Consider the following 20,838-nt stretch of genomic DNA (forward strand, 5'->3'; position numbering starts at 1 on the left):
AACAGTGTTTTATATGTAAATTTTTATTAATGAAGGTAAATAAATGTGTTTGGTGAGAGCGGGGTATTATTTTGCAATGGGGATGAAGATATATACCCAAGTTACCTCAAGATGCTTAGGGATATCATCTATAAAAAAGTGCGCCTCCCATTGGGAGGCGCACTTTTATCAATTAGTCTTCGATAAACAAATTATCAAAAGGTTGCCCTTGTGGGTTTTGACCGCTGTACATCGTCTTCAAAACACGCTCAGCGTTTTTACCCCATGCACCATCAAATCCGAACCCACTAAAGTGGTTTTGCATGCCTAGTGCGTGAGCGAACTCGTGGGTGGCAACATCTTGCGGTGCCGTTCCATTACAAGTGATTTTCCCATCATTGGCGCCCTGTAGACTATCCAGATTCACCCATGTGAATTTACCATCACGACCCCATTCCTTAGCTGGATATTTGATGCCGTAGTCTGTAGAAACGATATAGGATCCTGGAGTCGTGACATACGGTCCGATAGCCACATTGCCCAGACTACAATATCCACTGCCACTCATGTCTCCTGCTGATGTGCCTTGACTGAGGATCAGACCCCACTTGGTATCTAGGTGCGCAAGATCGATATTACTTGGATCAGACATATCAATCGTCACAACGCCTTTACGGTCAAACATCGTATAACCAACCAGACTCTCAATGTGGTTCATTGAGTTAATGAAGCGCTGGTCTTCCTTTTCTCGAAAATAAACCGGGATCAGATGTCCTTCCGGGAATCGAGTTAATGCAGGGGTTTCAGGTACATCATGGCCGTCTTCAAAACAGTAAATGCCAAAACTGCACTCTTCTGTAGAGTCAGCGACATCCCACGTTTCTCCCTGCATATTATTTTCACATAATCCACCTTCGGCTTGGTTCGTACATTTTACTGCACTCGCCACCTGCTCGTTCGTGTAGCCACTGCTTTTTTCATCATCGCCGTCACTACCACCACACCCAGCAAGCACCGCCATCGACAGAGCAACAAGTATCTTTTTAAAATTATCTACATTCAGCATCTTACAATCCATTTAAGAAAAATCGGCTGATTGTAAATAGAACGCTGTATTGGAACAATTGCTCTTTATGCTCGCCGCACTTTTTATGTAACATATTGTAAATATGTACTTTGTTAGTAAATGGGTAGCATTTCTATTGATTGTTTATCTATCGGTAACAAGTGCACCTCACACATACCCAATTTCTGCCGCTTTGCTTGGGGGTAACCCGAAGTAACGCTTAAATTCACGGCTAAACTGGGTCGGGCTTTCATAGCCAACTTTTACCGCAGCTACACTGGCGGGTAGCCCTTCTTGAGACATCAAGGTTTTGGCTTTGTTGAGGCGGATCTTTTTGATGTATTGCAAAGGCGGATCGGTCACCACATGCTTAAAGGCACGGTGGAAAGCTGACACACTCATGCCAGCCATGTCAGCCAGTTCGTTGATTGTCAGTTTATCGGCAAAGTTCACCTGCACGTGATTAATCACTTTTGCTACCCGCGCCAGTGCGCTGTCCTGTTTACAATATTGTGCCAACACATGACCTTGTTCGCTTTTAAGTAACTGGTAGTAAAACTCGCGCATGCGCTGAGTGCCCAACACGTTGGCATCCAATGGATCCAACATGCAGGCTAACAAGCGGCAGATCCCTTCCGCAATCGACGGGGTGATTGCCGTGACGGCCACACCACGGTGTGAATCTTGTGACCAAGGCAAATCGGCCACACCGTGTTGCTCTACCGCATCCACCAGCTCTTGGATAATGGTCAAATCAAAGTCGATATCCAACCCAATCAGCGGGGCTTCTTTCGAGGCAAACGTCTCACAAGCAATGGGGTATGGCGTTGCCACGATTAGGCAATGTTCTTCATCATAACGAAATTGGTATTCGTTCAAATGTCCAATCTTATTGCCTTGTAAAATCACCACCACACCTTGCTGGTACATTTGTGGCGTCATCTTATGGTATTGCTCGATACGAAACAGACGCACACCGGGTAAGTCAGTGTCGACAATGCCGGATCCGTGTTGCAACCCGTAATATTCACACAATGTTTCACCGTACGCCTGACGAGATAATGCCATCCACTTTTCCCCTGTCTTACCGTTTTGTGATCAAATCACCTGTCTGATTGGGACAATACGAAATCATCTGTTCAGATGCAATCGTCAGTGCATCCCGCATCCACCACATAGTGTTAAATAGAACAATTAAGTAGAAATAGGCAAGCAATAGAGAGAAATGAGCATGCCCTTTTTCCGCACACTGGCTTACACTGCTTAACAGAGATAACAATAAGGCTGTCGATACTATTGGCATGCCCTTTTCACTGGAGATGTTTCATGGACACGTTTACTTACCACAACCCAACACGCATTCATTTCGGCGAAGGTCAAATCGCTGCGATTGCCAACGACATCCCGAAAGAGAAAAAAGTACTGGTGCTGTACGGCGGCGGCTCGATCAAGAGTAACGGTGTGTACGAACAAGTCGCACAAGCACTAAGCGGTCATAACTGGGGTGAGTTTGCTGGCATTGAACCAAACCCACAGTACGATACCCTGATGAAAGCGGTAGAAATGATTAAAGCAGAAGGCTTTGATTACCTGCTGGCGGTCGGTGGCGGCTCAGTGGTTGACGGCACCAAGTTCATTGCGGCAGCGGCAGCTTATGAAGGCGACGATCCGTGGCACATTCTGTCTCAGCAAAAAACAGTTACTCGTGCGCTACCATTGGCCTGTGTACTGACGCTGCCAGCAACGGGCTCAGAAAGCAACATGGGTGCGGTTGTTTCACGCGGCACCACTAAGCTGGCATTCATGACCCCACATGTACAACCACAATTTGCAGTGTTGGATCCAAGCACCACGCTAAGCCTGTCACCACGTCAGGTGGCTAACGGTGTCGTGGATGCGTACGTACACGTGATGGAGCAGTACCTGACCTTCCCAGTGAACGCCAAAGTGCAAGATCGTTTTGCCGAAGGCCTGCTACTGAACCTGATTGAAGAAGGCCCGAAAGCGCTGGCAACACCCAACGATTTGGACGTACGTGCCAATATCATGTGGACGGCCACTCAGGCACTGAACGGCTTGATCGGTGTGGGTGTCCCACAAGACTGGACCACGCACATGATTGGTCACGAACTGACGGGCCACTACGGTATCGACCACGCTCGCACCCTGAGTATTGTACTGCCAGCGGTGATGCAAGCACGTCGTGAAGACAAAGCTGAGAAACTACTGCAATACGGCGCGCGTATCTTCGGTATTACGGAAGGCACGACAAACGAGCGTATCGATGCGGCAATTGCGGCTACGATTGCCTTCTTTAAACAGATGGAAGTACCCACTGCCCTGAGCGATGTAGAACTGGGTGATAACGATATCGATGTGATTGTTGCTAGCCTAGAACAAAATGGCATGGCTGCACTGGGCGAGCACGGTAAGATCACGCTGGCTGAAAGCCGCCGTATTTTGGAAACCGCACGCTAAGTCATCCGTCCTACCGCCTCTCCCTTCACTTGATGTGCAAAGAGGGGCGGTTTTTCTCCTCAACATACCGCGTACCGCCACGATTCACCGCAATCCCCTCTTCTTCAAATGTCGCCGATTCATAAACGGATCTCTGTGCGCTTTGCTGCGCCACATGCAATAAAGATTCTCGGCTAACATCCGCCACCGCGCGTCCGCTGTAGGCCGCGAACACCACGCTGCCTCCTTTAATGGCATCAATGATCTGCCGGTTTTCTTCGGGCGGTAAAGCCGGACACCCCCAGCTCCAACCGATGTACCGATGTTTGGCTAAAAACGCCGGTGAGGCATACTCCGCCCCGTGGATCACAATATGCCGCCGCCGGGCGTTGTCATTCACCCCCGCCGATAACCCATCTAAACGCAGTGAATAACCAAATTTACCCTGATAGGTTTCAGCCGTTTTAAAAATGCCTAAAGACGTTTGCTTAGATTGGGGAATATTGGAAAATTGCTCAGCAAAGGCCATTCCGCTGGCGACACCGTGCGTGGTATAGGTGTGATGCAGCAGCTTTTTGTCCTGTAAATTAATCACATAGAAACGACGCTGGTGAGAAGGACGACTGTAATCAATAATCACCAAGTTGGGGTTCGCGCCAATGGCTTCGTTCATGTAGGCTATCACGCCATCGCGGAACAAATCAAAAGCCATTACATTGGCCAGATCCGCTGCTTGATACACCTCTTTCGCGAGGCGATCCGCGTACTTGTCGGGCGAGGCCATCACAGACAAAGGAATGAACAACAGGCAGCACAACTTTTTCATCATAGTTTTTTGCTCGCTCTATCATTTCTTTATGGTTTAGGCATGCTTTAAAGCATAACAACAAACCACCTTCCTGCCGCCCCCTCCCCTGCTCACCTGTCGTTTCCAAGCCATTTTCACGTTTTACTCAGCACTCGCGACAGATCACTTTCCAATAAAAACCCGCAAAGACAAGCACTCAAGTCATGGCTTGAGACAAAATCTTATTATTAAGACGAAATAGAGAAATCTGATACAGCAAAAATATTCGCTCAGTCAGCGGTGTTTATATATAAAAATATGACAATTTCACACAAGCAAAAATGTGATACTAAACACGATTTCATCTCATCGTTTTGGTCGATTGTTCGACATTACTCCATTAATGAACATGGGTAGTAAGGTTACCCTTTTATATCTGACTTTCTTTATATTTATTTATTCATATATTTGTTCGAGACAGTTATTGATATTTTTATTAAATCAAGTGCATAACAACATTGATACCCATTTTCTTTTTGTATTAGAAGCTAATTATTGAATTATTATGCTGTGCTGAAATGGTGCGCTTTTCATCCTGCGTGAACGATTTAAATGTACATTTAAAATATATCTATATGAACACATCAGAATGGGAAGACATAAAAGGAGTGAACGATTGCGCTTATTAAATTGACAGTAATTTGACAGAGATCTCGCCAAAATGAATGACAGAGAAAATTCTTCTATGGTATTTATACTGCATAGCACAATCATCTACTTTTGAACGTTTGTAACACTGCTCTTTTTTACATCAACAAGGATACCAAGCTGTACGTACGTAGGCCTATTTGTCCTGTTATGACATCCACTTAATCAAAAAAGTGGGTATTTCCCCTACTTTCTTTTAATCCCAAGTTGATAAAATAGAACAGTGAAAATAGACGAAAATACATATCTCTCTGTCCTTATTCACATGCTAGAGACCGTCCCCACCCCTGCTGGCCTGAAGTCTAAAGATGGGTATTTCGCCTATGCGAACGAGGCTTTCCGAAGACTGGTAAACGCCCCTGACGATATCGCAGGTTTAACGGATGGTGAGCTGCCATGTGATACAGCACAGTTTGCCGCTGAGTTTGTTAAGCAAGACCAACAAGCGATGGCAAAAAACAAAACCGTGACCACCATTGATATACACAATTATGCGCATGGTCACGATATTTATTCTTTCAGCAAACGTCCCGTTATCATTAACGGTGAGACATGGGGAACTCAGTTTCAGGCTGTTAATTTAAAATCAATGGTTCGCTTAGCGACTTTCGCAGAAGTGATTGCATTAAACACCACGCACCCATTTGTACCCATGGCGGTCGAACCCAATGCGCTTCCACTTACCGCAGCGCAAGAAATCGTGCTTTTTTGGCTACTAAGGGGCCGACAAACCAAGCAAATCGCCCAATTGATCCACCGCACACCCAAAGCGGTAGAAAAACAAATTGCCAACCTTATTGCACGCTTTTCTCACTACGGCGTCACCAATCGTGCTTCATTGGTGGAATTCGCCCGTGGCAATGGCTGGCTCACGTTGTTTCCTGAGCAACTACTGAAAACCCCTACGTCTGTCATCGTGAATACCTTGCCGGTTTTATAAACCGGCAACACCTTCTGTATGCTTCACACTCCTACTTCATGCTGCACGTCTCGAATGGCTTGACGCAAATATTCCAACAATAACGTAAGACGCGCCGTGTGGCGGATCGACGGTTTATAGAGCATGTATAGATCCACTTCCGGCACCGGATACGCCGGCAACAACGCCACCAGCTCACCGTTTTTCAACGCTCCCGCCACCTGAAACATCGGCTGTAAGGTAATACCGCTGCCTTCAAGGGCTGCTGCCAGTAACGCTTGACCACTGTTCATCGTCAGCCGCGAAGAGACCGGCGGAGTAATGTACCCGTCCGGTGACCAAAATCGCCAATGCTGTAACGTTAAAGGCGATTGGCTCTGCAAACACTGGTGGTGCATCAAATCCTCGGGCCGCTGTGGCATGCCAGCGTGCTGTAAATAGTCCGGCGTAGCGCACAACACCATGGGGTAACTGCACAACTTGGTCGCCACCAAATACTCATAGCCTTCCACCCGCTCCCGGAAAATCACATCGTAGCTTTCCTTTTTCACGTCCGGCGGGCTGTTATCCAGTGTCAGATCAATCTCTAGTTGCGGGTAGCGTTGCTGAAAATGCGCCAACACGGGCGCCAGTGCCGAGATCCCCACATTCACGCCGCATGCCATCTTCAATCGCCCACACGGCTCGTTGAGGTGGGTATAAATATCTTCCTGTGCGGCTTTCAATTCGGCCAACACCACCAAGCAACGCGCATGATACTGCTCACCGGCAGCGGTCAGCGCCTGAAAGCGGGTTGATTTCGCCAATAACGTCGCCCCCACATCCGCCTCTAGCCCGCGCACATGCTTACCGACCATTTGCGCACTGATCCCCCGCTCTTCGGCGACAGCCGCAAAGGAACCCAACGCGACCGCCCGCACAAAAATCTCAATACTGGTTAATCTGTCCATCTCATACCCGCTTTCATTATCAACACTGAGCGAGGAGTAGCGTAGCACATTCGAAACCTTGAGTTTCGAGTGTATTCCCTGTGCGCATCTTTATCCGCCATATCAAGGTGATTAAGATCACACTTTCCTTTTCACCCCATGCGCTTGTCTGCGTGTATAACGAGAACCCTCATGCCACTCGCCGCGATCCCCAAAGAAATTGCCATCGGCGATATTTACCTGCCTCCGTTATTGGTCGCCGCCCTGCTTGGGCTGATTTGTACCTCGTTGAGTGTACGCCTGCTTAACCGCTTTCGTTGGTTTCGCCACATTGTCAGCCCGCCGTTGGTCGAGCTGTCGCTCACCATTATTTACACCGTGTTTATTGGCACCGTCTTTTTTCCGTCTTAATCCTTTTCGGAGCGCCTTTTTGTGATCAAACGTTTTACGCTCACCTTGCTGTTTGTGGCCGCCGCACTGGGTGCGATAGGCTGGAAGTACCAACAATACCTTGAGAACCCTTGGACCCGTGACGGCCAAATCCGCGCGCAGATCGTGCAAATCACCCCGCGTGTGACTGGCCCGATTGTGGCCATGCCCATGCATGACAACATGGCCGTGAACGCCGACGATGTGCTGTTTAAAATTGACCCGCGCACCTACGAAGCGATGGTCGCCAAGGCGAAAGCAAGCTTGGCGCAAGCCCGCGCGCAACAGCAAAAAGCCGAGGATGAAGCCCTTCGCGGCCAGTCTTTGGCTCGCCGTCAACCAGGGTCGATCCCACTGCAAACCCTCAATCAACTGCACACTGCTGTCGCCTCAGCCCGCGCCGGGGTCATGGTGGCAGAAGCCGCACTGAAGGAAGCCGAACTCAACCTCAGCTTTACCACCGTTACCGCCCCCGTAGACGGCTTTATTACCAACTTGACCTTACGGGTCGGCAGTCAGGCGGTGGCGAATCAACCTATGGTTGCCCTTGTGGATGCTCACAGCTTCTGGATTGAAGGTTTTTTCAAAGAAACAGACATTCATGACGTCACTGCCGGTACGCGCGCTCATGTCACGTTCATGGCCTATCCGGATCAGCCCCTGGCGGCACACGTTGACAGCATTGGCTACGGTATTGCGAAAACCGATGGCAGCACCGGCGTTTCCCTTTTGCCTAATGTGAATCCCACCTTTCAGTGGATCCGCTTGGCCCAACGTATTCCGGTACGTCTCACGCTAGACAAGGTGCCAGAAGGCATTCAGCTACGCGTAGGGGCCACCGCTTCCATCATGATCCATAAAGCCCCGTCAGCGGCGACGCCACATACCTTTAGCGCAGCGATTCACGACCTTATTGCCCGCGTACAGGCGGACTCATGATAAGCCAACGCGCACGCTTACCCCTTAAAGTCGCCACCGCACTGTCTGTCGCCATTGTCAGTGCCCTGTGGTTGGGCTGGGAGCGACCATACTGGGCGGCGTTTGCCGTGATTGTGATGGCCGCAACCGAAACGGCTGGCCATTCGCTTCGAAAAGGTCGCCACCGTGTGCTCGGTACTGTCTTCGGGGTCGCGATGGCCTTTCTGCTCGCCGGTTTATTTCCACAACAACCCATCTGGTTACTGCTCAGCTATACCGCCTTTGCCGCTGGCTGTGTGTACCTTCAGACCAACCCACACCACGGTTATGTCTGGAGCATCAGTCTGATGGTCTGCTCATTGATCTTGGTGATGGGGAAATTAAACCCGGATCTGACCTTTTCGGTCGGGGTACTGCGGATGCAAGAAACCGTCTTGGGGGTGCTCTGCTTCACTGTCGTGTTCAGTGTGATGTGGCCAGCGTCTAGCCGACGCGTGCTCTACCCGACCTTGGCGCAATACTTTGCCGATCAATCGACCTTAGTGGGCGGCGCTATCACCACACTGGAAGATGAGGGAACATTGTTGTCGCCTTCAGCGATGAGCGAAAGCCTCAAGCGCCTGACCCGCATGGAAGATTTAATGCAGGCAGCCTTTGCCGACAGTTACCTGATCCATGCAAAACGCGCAGATTGGCAAGCCCTGCTCGCACAGCTAAACCGGTGGGCCATGCTGTGTGGCCATGTGGCCGACACCCTGCCGGTACTGCCGACACTGGAAAGCGATACGCCGACCCGTCAGTTGGCCGAACAATTTCTCATCCGTACCCAACAACGGGCTGACTGGGCGCAAGCGCTATTGACGCAATCTCTCTCGTCTCTTTCAGCTTCCGTCTCAACGTCAGTCTCGGCAAAAAACACGGCGAATAACGCACTACCGTGTGCAGCCCCAGCGTGTCTGGACGCACTGCCACAACCTGTGCCCGTGGATCTCGGTACTGTTGCATCACTGCCGCATCATGCCGCCCTGACGCAGTTGAACCACTTGCTGAGCACCATGGACACCTTACACCGTGCCATTGTCTCAACCTTGCAACAGGCATTAGATGACACCGCCTCACGCCGCGTATTGCCGCTATCCGCAACCGCAAAACGCAACACTGTGCCGCGCGTAGCTTCCCGACAAGCACGCTGGCAGCTCAATCCAGAAAATGCGATCAATGCGTTAAAGATCAGCCTGATCATCGGCATTTGTATTGCGCTCTGGCTGTACGTCCCCATGCCTGGGGGCGCGATGATTGTTTTGCTGGGGGCGATTCTCGGTAGTGTGATTTTATCGCTGCCTTTCATTAATGCCCGCTCCTTGCTGATCACCATGGTGGGCTGGTCAATAATTATGGTGGCGCAGTATGTGTTTATCATGCCGCTGTTTACCGAAGTGTGGCAGCTTGGGGCGTTTTATTTCATTAATACCTTTGTCATCTGGTACACCTTTTCCCAACCGCAACAACTGTTATTGCGTTTGCTAGGGGCGCAGCATCTGGTGTTAATGACTAACGGCGCGATGCAACTCACCCCACGCTATGATATTCAACAAGCACTGTTGCAACTGCTACTGATTGGGGTTTCCATGTTTGTTATTTTCATGGTGAATCACGGTGTTTTTTCCGGTCAGGCTGAGCATGTTTTTCTGCGCCAATTACGCTATTTCCGTACAGGGCTGCGGGCGCGCGTTGCGCGTCTGGCCCGCGGTCAATCACAACCGTACGCGTTTATCACACCGATCCCGTTACGGGCCGTTGCACAGGCAGAAATGGCCTTTTCTCGTATTAATCCGGCGATCTATCCCGCCGTTGATCCGACACAAGTACAAACATTGCTGACGCAGGCATACCGTGTGTGTCTGCACTACCGTGCGTTTGATGACAGCTACCAAGGCTGGCTCGCGGAATCGGCAACCCGTCCGGCCTCACATCAAGGCATCAACCGGGTGGTCCGCCAAACATTGCATGCGCTGACACAGGCGCTGTCATTTCCGCATGGTGTGCCCCATAACGTGCTACCCGAGGTACTGCAACAACGCCTGACAACATTGATCAACCGTTTAGGGCGCTATGCACCCGATGACATCGTATTCCTGTCTCTTTCCCCTGCACACGCAGAGAAAGATTACTTACTGCTGACCGCCCTTCAACAGTGGGTCGATGCATTTGATGCGCTTAATCAGCAAAAAAATAACTGTTCATTACGTGAATTACAGCGCACGCCTTTTGCGCTGTAATCTCAATGCACGGACACAATATCGGCAACCGGCAGGGAGCGATAAATTCGCGATTCCCTGCCAATAGCCGCATTCGATGCCATCCAAAGATGAGTTAGTCACAAAAATTGATTAAGATGTCGGCTCCACTCAGTATTCACCATGGATTTTCACATGTATAAATTGGTTGCCCTTGATATGGACGGCACCCTGCTTAACACGCAGAAAGCGATTTCTCCTCGCACCCAACAAGCGATTCAGGCTGCACGCGAACAAGGTGTCCACGTCGTACTGGCTTCAGGCCGCCCACTGGAAGGAATGACGAAATACCTTGATGAGCTGGATATGCGCGGCGAAGACGATTACGTCCTGAGCTACAATGCCTCGTTGGTACAACGCATTGCCAGCAAAACGGTGATCCGCAAACAAATCATGACCGGCCGTGATGCCAAAAACATCGCCAGCCTCGCGAATGATTTTGGCACCTTTGTGCATGCCTTCAGCCCAGAACGCGGTTTGATCACGCCACAAAACAACCCGTACACCCAGCACGAATCTGACATCAATGGTGTGGCGATTACTGAAGTCGACTTCAACACACTCAGTGACGACGAAGAAATCATTAAAGTGATGATGATTGCCGACCCAGAGATCTTGAGTGCGGCCATTGCTCAATTGCCTGCCTCTCTGTACGAGCAATACACCGTGGTACAAAGCGCGCCGTTCTTCTTAGAGCTGATGAACGCAAACAGCAACAAGGGTACTGGTGTCGCGATGTTGGCCGAACACCTTGGCTTGAGTGCAGAAAATGTGATTTGTATGGGTGATGCGGGTAACGACCACCATATGATCGCCTACGCGGGTTTAGGCGTGGCCATGGGCAATGCCACCGACGACATTAAAGCCATCGCCAATCACATCACCGACAGCAACGATAACGACGGCGTGGCGAAAGTGATTGAGCAGTTCATCCTGAACCGATAGCCACCACCCTGCGACAACAATGATCATTGGCCAAGTCACCGCCTGTTGCGCGTTGCTTGGCCTTCTTCCCTTCCTTCCTTCCTTTCCTTCCATGTTGCCACTTCGTGGGCCATATTGCTTTCATTCAAGCTTTCTGTTGCTCACTTGTTTACTTTACGACGCAGCATGCACAGATCGCCTTTTTTCATTTCATTACCTAAATAATTGAGACATTAATCACTCACATCCCTTTTGAGCATATGAAACAATATCGTGAGAAAGTCATTTTATATAGGGATATATACACCATGCAGCGATTTGAGACCTGCCCATCTTGTCAACAGAAAACTATGCTGATCCAAATTCATCGCAGTTTTTTAGATAAGGTATTGAAAAAAGACTTTTTAAAATTCCGCTGTGCCGAGTGCAGTGCCGAACTGTTCTGCCATCGCACCCGTCAGGATATTCGACTGCACAAAGAAGGAGTCGACACGGCAGATGTTTAACGTATCAACCACGCGCAATTTCAGGCATGTAAAACGTAAAAAAGGCATCGTGTAGACGATGCCTTTGTTTTTCTCTCTCACAGACCTATTTTACGCCCATCTATATCACACATTCACTGCATCCTTTTTCACATAGCATACTCACGATCTATCAATGAGAATGACAGGTCTATAGCAAGGCTTATGTGAACTCTCTCTATGAAAGAAAATATGTCTATCGCACTGATAATCAGCGCAAATTTTAACCATTGATATCATGGTAATTTCGCCTCCTGCCATACCATCGTTCCCATGATGACTGCGCTCATTCATGGCTGCTTATCCCTAATACTGTTTTCACCTCTGCCTCTGGGTCGTTTACCCGTTCATCATTGGATGGGTTACCGCTGTAGGCCGGGTTTACAAGGAGGTTCACACTATGACAGTGATAAAATCACTGCTGGCCGTATCAGCAGCAAGTTTGTTATTAACAGCCTGTGGTTCAGGGTCATCGGACGGTGATAAAAACGATGAAACTCACCCCTCTTCGGTGCAAATTAAACTGATCCATCAATCAACGGATCCGGTACAGAAAGCCGCGCTACAAGCACGCAATCTGGTGCAGCAAACCGATGCAAATGGCTACCAACACCTTTTAAGCACTGACCCCTATCTTATTGAGGTAGATGAAGGCACTGACGGCGGCGAAAACTACACACTGACTTCGCAATCCTTTTCCGATAATGGGGAAACACTGGTCACGTTAGACATTGTCGGGCAAGCCACCGTGACGGTAACCAGCCCCACGTTTGCCGTGGGCGAAAGCTATTACACCGTCACCTCTGTCGAACGCGCGCAATGTGACGCTGGCGATGCGCGTTGCCATACGCTTCATGCCGTACCGATAAAACGCAGCAATGCACCGATCCCTGTCTATCTGGCCAACACTGAATGGCATTATGTCACCTTGCCGGATTCCCCTATTTTGTATGACCAAGGTAAGCTCATCGCCACACCCACCGTCGGCGGTAACCCCATGACAAAATCCTCAGTGCCCGTGAACGGAAAACACTATTGGTATAGTTATGTGTCTGATCACACAGAAATGCAGGTCGCGACAACCGAAGGGTTTTATTCGGTTCCGATTGCTGAAGACCCAAGGCAGCCACAACATAAAACCGTTACCCTCACCGAACAAACTGACGGCACGATTGTATTAACGCCACCGAGCTTAGAAGATTCAACCGGTATCGCTCCTATTCCCCCCATGCAGCGTTATGTCGCCAGTGAGCCTCGTCTGCTGGGTGAACATCAATGCCGTGAATTAGGCGGCACCCACTATAGCCTGAAAGCCTTCAATAACAGTGATGTATCATGCTTGATCCCATCGATTGCCAGTGATGCGTTCACACTACGCACATGGTGGGAGGTATCCGGATATATCTATTCCCCTCTCCCCACCGCAACAACAACGCATTACTATCTGGGTGACAGTAAGAGTGCTCACCCCGCCTTCCTGTGGAGTGACAGCAAACAAGCCTGTTATAACGATGTCTTGCGGCAAAGCCCTGACTTCAATCATGATTATCAGCGCGCCGCCTTTATCAATGAAGCCAATACGCCCTCTCATAACATGAGTTGTCTGGCTGAAATCCACGACATACAAGATATCAGTGCGTATGGCGACAACCCTGCTATTTTTTCCATTGAATTTTTATCTTCCCAATTCAATGAGATACAAACCTTTGATCTAGATAGAGACATACCCTTTATCGACACGCTCAGTGGCATAAACTGTCACGACTTTACTGCCGCACACATTGCGGATTGCCTTTTAGAACAACGTCCTACCTTCCAAGAGCTCACCTTCACTGTCTTAGATAACCATATTGTGCTGCCACTGAAAGCCTTCACGGGCAATGAAACCCTCGCTGAGCAAAGTCACAGTGGGAACGTCACCACATTTTTCCCTTCCGACAGAAACGCTCACACCACGGATGCGGCTGACAATGGCGTTTTTTATCGCTTTGCCATTCGCGCATCAGAAAGTGATCAACCACTCACGGTTAAGGTAAAGCTACGCAACCGATTCACTTCAGCGTCTGTGTTTGTGTATGACGACAACCACCAACTCATTGACCATTTTACCCCCAATAATGGTCTGGAATACTTCCGTCAAAAATATCAGGACTACTTACTGGTAAGAAATACGGCAAACCCAGATCACAGTTTAGAACTGCTCATCGAGAATGAAAAAGGCAAAACATTCAATGCCAGAGGCTTTGATTTCAGTGCCTACAATAGCTTGTACTAATCAATGCATGTCCCACACTAGGACGGGGCAGAAATAACAAAAAGGGCATCTCGATAGATGCCCTTTTCATGTCGTAAAATGATTCGTTATCTTAAACGCAAAGCAGTCAGCACAGCTTGCAACCTTTATCGCGCTTATCAAAATCAATAATATTGCCACGGGTATCTAGCGACAATTCACAGCACTCCTGAAATAAGCCACTCATTTTTTCTCGGCTCTTTTGTACGCGGGATTTCAGGGTGGAATAGCTGATCCCTTTCTCTTGCGCGTAGGCTTTTTGTGATTGGCCGTGCAAATCAATGGCTGTCAGCATCTCGGCTTCGTCTTCTGGTAACGCCTGCATGAAGGGCATTAAGCAGGTGGCGAGTTCCTCATGGACACTGGGATTATCTTGTTCAAACCACAACTCTTCCGCCGACAAGGTTTTCGCGCGGCCTTTGGTGCGGTAAAAATCAATGATCGCATTGTTCGCGACCTGAAACATCCACGCTTTGACTTTGCTGCTGTCACGGATTTCATCCAAACACTGATAGGTTTTGATCAAAATATCTTGCAGCAAATCATCCACATCATCCGGATCCGCCACTTTAGCATGCAGAAACGCTTTCAGGCTGGTGCGGTATTTGGGCCAAATCGCTTCAATGGTCAGGGTGTCGCTCATATCGTTATCAATGCTGGCTATACAGAAGGTGAATCCATCTATTATACCAAAACACCAACGTTGGGTGCAGCGTCCGACATGAGACAGGCGGATGCCGCCGCTTTTTGCTTTGCTTCCTCTTGCGCCACCACCCGCTGTAGCGCCTGCCAGAATTGCTCAACCGATGCTCGGCTAGTCGCTTTGGCGCGGTAGCACACAATCTCTAACGGCACGGTCAACGCCACTTGCTCCGGGAACGCCGGCACTAAGAGTCCCTCGTCTAATTCTCGACGCATGGCATAACGCGGCGCCCAAGCCACTCCCAGTCCTTGCACCGCCATCTGGATCACCGCTTCCGTTAACGTGCTTTCATACACCTGATTGAGCATTTGCTTACGCTCTTTCACCAACGGGAAAACCACATTGTGCAAAAACGTCTGTTCAGAATAGGCCAAATAAGGAAAAGGCTGATTGTGAGGATGAGACGCCAACAACGCTGGCGCCGCCACCGGAATGATGTCTTCTTTTAAGACCAAGAGCTTATCGAATTTGTCTTCAATCAATAGCGAAGGACGCATGGCCTGCATGTTATAGGCCAACAGAATGTCGCTGGTATTTTCTAAAATCGCCTGAAAATGATTATCCACCCCTTGTATGGAGGTGTTCATGACGATATTCAGGCCGTCAAAATCCGCCTTCCCCTGCTGAAAGAAGGACGGCATTAAATTCACCGCAAAGGAATGCAAACTGACAATGCGTACGGTGTTGTCTTTTTGCAGCGACACATCGGCAAAGTCAGCTTTGGTGACCGACACTTGCGACAACAGCGTTTCCACATACGGGGCAAACTTCTTGCCCGGTTCGGTCAGGGTGATGGGATACGACGTGCGATCAAACAGCGGCACCCCCACCCACAGTTCAAGGGCCTGAATGCGACGACTAAAGGCGGATTGAGTCACGTGCCGCGCTTTCGCCGCCGCCCCGAAGCTACCTAAATCCATCAAACACACGAAATCCTCTAACCACTTAAAATCCATCTCTTGTTTCCATTTGTCGGCACACGCGGTGCCCAATCACACTATTCACTATGCAGTCGATAATCATCATGCAATGAGCTCGATGCCATCGAGCTTTTTGCGATGATTTTTATCCCATGATCTCTATGCCATGATCTTTATGCATAGTTTCATTCAAAATCAGCACCAGAAAGGAAAATACTCAGCACTTCTGTCGGGGTATGCTCAATCTCAAGAAAGAGACAGACAAGATGCCAACGGACAGCAGTTCATCCCTGCTTGGCTTACACAACAGAAAACGGAAGCGCCCTTATGTTTACCCTACTTAAAAATGCTGATCTTTATTCCCCACAGCCACTTGGCAAGTCGGACATCCTTCTTTGTCAGAATAATATTCTGGCAATTGCCCCGTCATTGCAAGTGAGCGGTCTGAAAGATGTGAATACTATCGACTGTACCGGCAAGATTGTCGCCCCGGGGCTGATTGATCAGCACGTTCACCTCATCGGTGGCGGTGGTGAAGCCGGTTTTGCCAGCCGCGTGCCGCAAGTGACCCTGCGTAAATTGATTGAAGCCGGTACCACAACCGCGATTGGCGTGATGGGCACGGACGGGATCTCTCGCTCACCGCGCGATTTGTACGCTAAAGCCGCCGGATTGCGTGTCGAGGGCCTGAACACCTTCATGCACACGGGCTCGTACGAAGTGCCGACCCGCACCCTTACGGGCTGCATTCGTGATGACATCACCTTCTTACCGTGTGTATTGGGCGTGAAAATTGCGCTGGCGGATCACCGTTGTTCGTTCCCGACCACTGAAGAGCTGTCACGCATTGTGTCTGACATTCGTATCGCGGGCATGCTGTCTGGCAAACGTGGCGTACTGCATATCCACATGGGTGACTTGGCGGATCCGTTTGCACAAATTAACGAATTGCTCAGCATGGGCTTGCCTATTCATCATTTCTCACCAACCCATGTGGCGCGTAACGAACACCTGTTTAACGATACCCTTGCTTTCGCCCGCAAAGGCGGTTTCATGGATATCACCTCTGGCGGCAGCTGCTTTGAAACGGCGGAACAAGCGGTGCGTTACGCACTAGAAGCGGATGTGAATCCAGGCCGCATTACCATCAGTTCTGACGGCAACGGCAGCCTGCCAAAATTTAATGACACAGGCAAACTGGTGGGCATGGCCGCCGCTGATGTGAACAGCAACCTGATGATGCTACCGAAGATGATTGATTTGGGGATTCAACCAGAGGTCGCAATTGCGATGATGAGCGCCAACGTGGCCGATTCACTGGGCATCAAGAAAGGCCGCCTGCACGAAGGCGCGGATGCTGACCTGTGTATCTTCAATGATGACTTCACCCTCGACAGCGTGATTGTGAACGGTCGCACCATGATGCTGCACGGCGAGGTGTTAGTGCAGGGGAATTACGAGTAAGAGCTGAGAAGCGAGATCCTAGATCCACGGAACTAGGAACTAGGAACTAGGAACTTAATGCTGGCACCAAATAAAACAAAACCACCATGACGGTGGTTTTGTTATTTAGGCGAACACAATGAAAGACCTCAATTCATCAGCAAGCTAATCCGCTAACGAATTAGTCCACCAGCGTAATAGAATCCAAGATCCCTTTGCCGCTGTGAATGCCGCCTTCGTGCTCTTTGGCGGGTTTGCTGCGCACCAAATACCCGACATAGCCTTGCTGGGCGGTCATTGGCTGGCCGTTGAAATGGGCGGTGAACAAGCCAATCTCACTGACTAAATCCGCCACCACCGTCATTTGACCATTGCGCACACCCAATGCAGGTCGATCACGCTCATGCGGATACAAACGCTGCATCAGCGCCCAGGCGGCGTATTCGTCAGGCTGTAAGGCCGTCAGGGTCTTGGCGATATCGTCACCGAACACGCAGTGACCGCCGCCTTCCCCTTGGTTTTTCAGCACCCACGCCGCCGGATCCGCTTGCGTCATGAACCATTCCACAGTGTCAGCAGAGATCGGATGCATCGCGGCTAAAACGCTTTTCACCTGCTCGGCTTGAGATAAATCCAAGCCCCAATGGGTCAAGTCGCTGGCTGGCATACGCGTTAATAACATCTGCATCGCTTTGCTGGTCGCCAGTTGCTGGCTCACCGTCGCGTTCACCGCCACACGGTGCTGCTCGATAAACACGCGGGTCTGGCTGAGCGCGGTCATCGACATCGACGATTCGCTATCTTGGTCAACCCTATCTCCGTCAACGCAGCTCTCGGGCACCAAATAATCTTCCGGCTGATACCCTGCGCGCAGGTACACCACATCCACAGGCCCCAAGCCCGCCAAAAGCAGACGCTGGCCGTCTCCGGTCGATAAATCTGTCGCTAACTGAGCAAAGGTGCGGCGCACGGTACGCACACCCAAATCCTGCAAGGCTACTTCCAGCAAATGCTGATCGTAAACATTGTCCTCATCCGGCTGCACCACCATCACAAACAACGGCGCACCGCTTTCGTCAAATGAGGCTTTGATCTGCTCAGCCGCTTGGGCAATCGCCCCCGCTAAGTGAGACAAACACGCATTTGGCGCAGGCACCGCAGCAGGGTTTTCTACCCATTCTTGATAAAGCGACGGCCACTGCTGCTGCACATACGCATGCAACTGAGTCGCACGCTGACCGAACGGGCCCATGCCGGCGGCAATGCCGTTGAACTCAATCACTTTCGCCCCTTGCTGGCGATCGTCCATGTAATCGGTACGCATCAATAACAAAGGCTGACGCGGCGGCGACAACGGGGCATCTACAGTACCGTGCAACTGCTTGTGCAACGCCATCAAACGGCCAAAAAACGGATCCGCCTGTGCCATATCATGCAGCGCCGATTGCACAAACGCCGCGTCTTCCGACACGGCACTGATCAACTGGCTGATCAACGGCGTTACCGCCAACAAATGGTCAAACGCCGCACGCTGCAAGGTGATGGGCGCCAAGCTAAACGGGCAATGACGCGCGGTGCCATCAGGATTTTTGATCGCCACACCGTGCATCATGGCCCATTCACTGGCTTCAGCAATCACACTTGCCGATGGCGGGATCGGCTCAGGCGACGGCCAAGCCAAGGTGGCTGTTTTCATGTTCAATTTCTTCTTTTGCTTTTTGTGCTAAGTAAAGCGCGCGGTACTCGCCCTCTTGCTTTACCAATTCATCGTGCGTGCCTTGTTGGATAATGTGTCCTTTATCCATCACCACAATGCGATCCGCATGTTTGATGGTGGACAAACGGTGCGCCACCGCAATCACGGTACGGCCCTGCTGCATGTTCGACATGGCCGCTTTCACCGCTTCTTCCGATTCACTGTCGATATTCGCCGTGGCTTCATCCAGCAACATAATCGGTGGATCGTACGTCAGCGCACGGGCCAATGCCAGCAACTGACGCTCACCCACTGACAGCTGCGCCCCGCCGAAACCCGGTTGGTGGTGATAGCCTTGCGGAAAACGTTCGATGAAGGTCGACGCTTTTACCTGACGCGCCGCTTCCATCGCCGCCGCCGCGTTTGGCTCACCGTGAGACAAATCGATGTTATCGAGCAAGGTGCCGTTAAACAGGTACGGATCCTGCGACACCAAACCGATACGCTGACGCAGCTGCGCATTCGGCAAAGATTCGATCGGCAGGCCGCCAATCAAAATGTCGCCGCTCTGGTGCTGGTAAAAACGCATCAAAATATTGATCAACGAACTCTTGCCGCTACCACTGTGGCCAACAATCGCCGTGAACTTGCCACCTTGTGCAGTAAAGCTAATGTTGTTCAGTGCATTACGCCCCGGCTCATACCCAAAGCTGACATCACGGAATTCAATGTCATTGTGATGACTCGCGGCACTGAACATCGTGTCAGCAGCTGTCGATGACTTCTCAGTGAATGACACATTGGCTGGCACATTGGCCGTTACAGGCTCATCGCGGTGCAGCACATCGGTTTCATCATCCAACAACTCAAAGATGCGTTTGGCCGACACGGTCGCCACTTGCAGCTTACGCAGTTCCATCGACAACATGCGGAACGGTTCAAAGAAACGCTCGATGTAGTTCAAGAAGGCGTACAGCGTACCGATTTCCAGCACACTGGTGATCGACGCCTGACCAAACCAGCCGACAATCACGATGGTCGCTAAGCCACCGACTAAGCGGGTGAACGGCGCCAGCATCAAACAGTCAATGCCAATCGAGCGGGTACGGAAGGTAAACCAACGCTGATTGCTGTCTTCAAATTTATCTTTGAACGTCGCTTCCTGACGGAATGCCTGAATCAACGCCATGCCTTGCAGCGACTCGTTGATCTGGTTGTTGATGTTGCTCACCTGCTGACGAATGCCGTCGAAAATCGGCATCGAAATGGTGCGATAACCGTGCATGGTCAACAGCAATACCGGGATCAGCACCAAGCTCAGCATCATCAAACGCCAATCCAACAGCGCAATCGCGATGAAGATACCGATCAAACGCAATGTACCCTGCAAAATCGTCGGTACGGTCGAGACGTACATATCACGCAGTGATTCCGTGTCATTGGTCAGGTATGACACCAACTTGCCCGATGGCAGGTTATCAAAGGTGCGGATCGGAAAGCGCAGCACATGGTTAAACAGCGCACGACGAACGTCATTCACCACCAGCAAGGCACCTTGACGGAACGAAAATGCCTGTAAAAACTGGAAGGTGGCCGAGAACAAGTACAGCGCAAGCACGGCACCGGTCAGCATCAGCAACTGTGGCCATTCAAACTGCTGCGGTACAATCACCTCATCAATGATCACCTTGGCTAACCACGGAATGGCCATCTCTGCGGTCACCGCCACCGCCAGCATGGCAAACGCGGCGATAAAGCGCATTTTGTGTGGCAAGGAGTAGGCAAACAGGCGGGCAAACATTCCCTTGTTTTTCGATGTGTTTCTCGATGTATTTGTCGATTTGTT

At 50.3% G+C, this 20,838-nt stretch carries 16 protein-coding genes and 1 pseudogene; 8 read left to right on the forward strand and 9 right to left on the reverse strand.

What is annotated here, in order from left to right:
• Window positions 1-172: 172 nt before the first annotated feature.
• Both ACSF8W_RS02580 and ACSF8W_RS02585 read right to left on the reverse strand, forming a co-directional pair.
• Entirely contained in the window at window positions 173-1,045 is an 873-nt protein-coding gene (locus ACSF8W_RS02580; protein WP_500844765.1) for a hypothetical protein, read from the reverse strand.
• Between the two features lie 168 nt (window positions 1,046-1,213).
• On the reverse strand, window positions 1,214-2,113 hold the full coding sequence (locus ACSF8W_RS02585) for an AraC family transcriptional regulator (RefSeq protein WP_500844767.1): 900 nt from the start codon (window positions 2,111-2,113) through the stop codon (window positions 1,214-1,216).
• Window positions 2,114-2,371: 258 nt separating this feature from the next.
• Here ACSF8W_RS02585 and ACSF8W_RS02590 point away from each other — a divergent pair, with 258 nt between their 5' ends.
• Window positions 2,372-3,523: an iron-containing alcohol dehydrogenase gene (locus ACSF8W_RS02590; RefSeq protein ID WP_500844768.1), complete on the forward strand. Its 1,152-nt coding sequence runs from the start codon at window positions 2,372-2,374 to the stop codon at window positions 3,521-3,523.
• Window positions 3,524-3,725: 202 nt separating this feature from the next.
• Here ACSF8W_RS02590 and ACSF8W_RS02595 read toward each other — a convergent pair.
• Window positions 3,726-4,328 (reverse strand): annotated as a pseudogene (locus ACSF8W_RS02595) (murein L,D-transpeptidase catalytic domain family protein); the annotation flags it as partial.
• Between the two features lie 934 nt (window positions 4,329-5,262).
• Here ACSF8W_RS02595 and ACSF8W_RS02600 point away from each other — a divergent pair.
• Window positions 5,263-5,937 carry a PAS domain-containing protein gene (locus ACSF8W_RS02600; protein ID WP_500844770.1) on the forward strand — a complete coding sequence of 225 codons (675 nt, stop codon included), beginning with the start codon at window positions 5,263-5,265 and terminating at the stop codon, window positions 5,935-5,937.
• A gap of 23 nt (window positions 5,938-5,960) precedes the next feature.
• Here ACSF8W_RS02600 and ACSF8W_RS02605 read toward each other — a convergent pair whose 3' ends face one another.
• Window positions 5,961-6,866: a LysR family transcriptional regulator gene (locus ACSF8W_RS02605; RefSeq protein ID WP_500844771.1), complete on the reverse strand. Its 906-nt coding sequence runs from the start codon at window positions 6,864-6,866 to the stop codon at window positions 5,961-5,963.
• A 171-nt stretch (window positions 6,867-7,037) separates the two neighbouring features.
• Between ACSF8W_RS02605 and ACSF8W_RS02610 the strand changes: the two genes are divergently transcribed.
• The 4 genes from ACSF8W_RS02610 to yidA all read left to right on the forward strand — a co-directional run bounded on the left by ACSF8W_RS02610 (window position 7,038) and on the right by yidA (window position 11,434).
• Entirely contained in the window at window positions 7,038-7,256 is a 219-nt protein-coding gene (locus tag ACSF8W_RS02610) for a DUF1656 domain-containing protein (RefSeq protein WP_500844772.1), read from the forward strand.
• 21 nt (window positions 7,257-7,277) lie between these two features.
• A complete protein-coding gene (locus tag ACSF8W_RS02615; RefSeq protein ID WP_500844774.1) occupies window positions 7,278-8,213 on the forward strand; it encodes an HlyD family secretion protein in 936 nt (311 codons plus the stop codon).
• Window positions 8,210-10,471 (forward strand): FUSC family protein, encoded by a 2,262-nt coding sequence (locus tag ACSF8W_RS02620; RefSeq protein ID WP_500844775.1) that lies wholly within the window; start codon window positions 8,210-8,212, stop codon window positions 10,469-10,471. Before ACSF8W_RS02615 ends, ACSF8W_RS02620 begins: the two co-directional genes overlap by 4 nt.
• Window positions 10,472-10,624: 153 nt before the next feature.
• On the forward strand, window positions 10,625-11,434 hold the full coding sequence (yidA, locus tag ACSF8W_RS02625) for a sugar-phosphatase (RefSeq protein ID WP_500844777.1): 810 nt from the start codon (window positions 10,625-10,627) through the stop codon (window positions 11,432-11,434).
• Between the two features lie 383 nt (window positions 11,435-11,817).
• Here yidA and ACSF8W_RS02630 read toward each other — a convergent pair whose 3' ends face one another.
• A complete protein-coding gene (locus ACSF8W_RS02630) occupies window positions 11,818-11,967 on the reverse strand; it encodes a hypothetical protein (protein ID WP_500844779.1) in 150 nt (49 codons plus the stop codon).
• Window positions 11,968-12,337: 370 nt separating this feature from the next.
• Here ACSF8W_RS02630 and ACSF8W_RS02635 point away from each other — a divergent pair, with 370 nt between their 5' ends.
• The gene (locus ACSF8W_RS02635) at window positions 12,338-14,212 is read left to right on the forward strand and encodes a hypothetical protein (protein ID WP_500844781.1); all 1,875 of its coding nucleotides are present in this window, start codon (window positions 12,338-12,340) and stop codon (window positions 14,210-14,212) included.
• 106 nt (window positions 14,213-14,318) lie between these two features.
• On the opposite strand, the gene sigZ is transcribed toward ACSF8W_RS02635, so the two are convergent.
• Window positions 14,319-14,861, reverse strand: a complete 543-nt coding sequence (sigZ, locus tag ACSF8W_RS02640; protein ID WP_500844994.1) for an RNA polymerase sigma factor SigZ — start codon at window positions 14,859-14,861, stop codon at window positions 14,319-14,321.
• 53 nt (window positions 14,862-14,914) lie between these two features.
• Window positions 14,915-15,889, reverse strand: coding sequence for a LysR family transcriptional regulator (locus tag ACSF8W_RS02645; RefSeq protein WP_500844783.1), 975 nt, complete (start codon window positions 15,887-15,889; stop codon window positions 14,915-14,917).
• A gap of 291 nt (window positions 15,890-16,180) precedes the next feature.
• Here ACSF8W_RS02645 and iadA point away from each other — a divergent pair, with 291 nt between their 5' ends.
• Window positions 16,181-17,317, forward strand: coding sequence for a beta-aspartyl-peptidase (iadA, locus tag ACSF8W_RS02650; RefSeq protein WP_500844784.1), 1,137 nt, complete (start codon window positions 16,181-16,183; stop codon window positions 17,315-17,317).
• Window positions 17,318-17,477: 160 nt separating this feature from the next.
• On the opposite strand, the gene ACSF8W_RS02655 is transcribed toward iadA, so the two are convergent.
• Window positions 17,478-18,992 carry a glutathione synthase gene (locus ACSF8W_RS02655; protein WP_500844786.1) on the reverse strand — a complete coding sequence of 505 codons (1,515 nt, stop codon included), beginning with the start codon at window positions 18,990-18,992 and terminating at the stop codon, window positions 17,478-17,480.
• A complete protein-coding gene (locus ACSF8W_RS02660) occupies window positions 18,958-20,793 on the reverse strand; it encodes an ABC transporter ATP-binding protein (protein WP_500844996.1) in 1,836 nt (611 codons plus the stop codon). The genes ACSF8W_RS02655 and ACSF8W_RS02660 overlap by 35 nt, the downstream gene beginning before the upstream one ends.
• Between the last annotated feature and the right edge of the window lie 45 nt (window positions 20,794-20,838).

Source organism: Photobacterium sp. 270122K, assembly GCF_059941365.1.

Coding starts and splice junctions, on each gene's coding strand:
- ACSF8W_RS02635 (WP_500844781.1), top strand. CDS start 12,338: ATGACAGTGATAAAATCACTGCTGGCCGTATCAGCAGCAAGTTTGTTA.
- ACSF8W_RS02605 (WP_500844771.1), bottom strand. CDS start 6,866: ATGGACAGATTAACCAGTATTGAGATTTTTGTGCGGGCGGTCGCGTTG.
- yidA (WP_500844777.1), top strand. CDS start 10,625: ATGTATAAATTGGTTGCCCTTGATATGGACGGCACCCTGCTTAACACG.
- iadA (WP_500844784.1), top strand. CDS start 16,181: ATGTTTACCCTACTTAAAAATGCTGATCTTTATTCCCCACAGCCACTT.
- ACSF8W_RS02590 (WP_500844768.1), top strand. CDS start 2,372: ATGGACACGTTTACTTACCACAACCCAACACGCATTCATTTCGGCGAA.
- ACSF8W_RS02580 (WP_500844765.1), bottom strand. CDS start 1,045: ATGCTGAATGTAGATAATTTTAAAAAGATACTTGTTGCTCTGTCGATG.
- ACSF8W_RS02610 (WP_500844772.1), top strand. CDS start 7,038: ATGCCACTCGCCGCGATCCCCAAAGAAATTGCCATCGGCGATATTTAC.
- ACSF8W_RS02585 (WP_500844767.1), bottom strand. CDS start 2,113: ATGGCATTATCTCGTCAGGCGTACGGTGAAACATTGTGTGAATATTAC.
- ACSF8W_RS02660 (WP_500844996.1), bottom strand. CDS start 20,793: ATGTTTGCCCGCCTGTTTGCCTACTCCTTGCCACACAAAATGCGCTTT.
- ACSF8W_RS02620 (WP_500844775.1), top strand. CDS start 8,210: ATGATAAGCCAACGCGCACGCTTACCCCTTAAAGTCGCCACCGCACTG.
- ACSF8W_RS02630 (WP_500844779.1), bottom strand. CDS start 11,967: ATGCCTTTTTTACGTTTTACATGCCTGAAATTGCGCGTGGTTGATACG.
- ACSF8W_RS02645 (WP_500844783.1), bottom strand. CDS start 15,889: ATGGATTTTAAGTGGTTAGAGGATTTCGTGTGTTTGATGGATTTAGGT.
- ACSF8W_RS02655 (WP_500844786.1), bottom strand. CDS start 18,992: ATGAAAACAGCCACCTTGGCTTGGCCGTCGCCTGAGCCGATCCCGCCA.
- ACSF8W_RS02600 (WP_500844770.1), top strand. CDS start 5,263: ATGCTAGAGACCGTCCCCACCCCTGCTGGCCTGAAGTCTAAAGATGGG.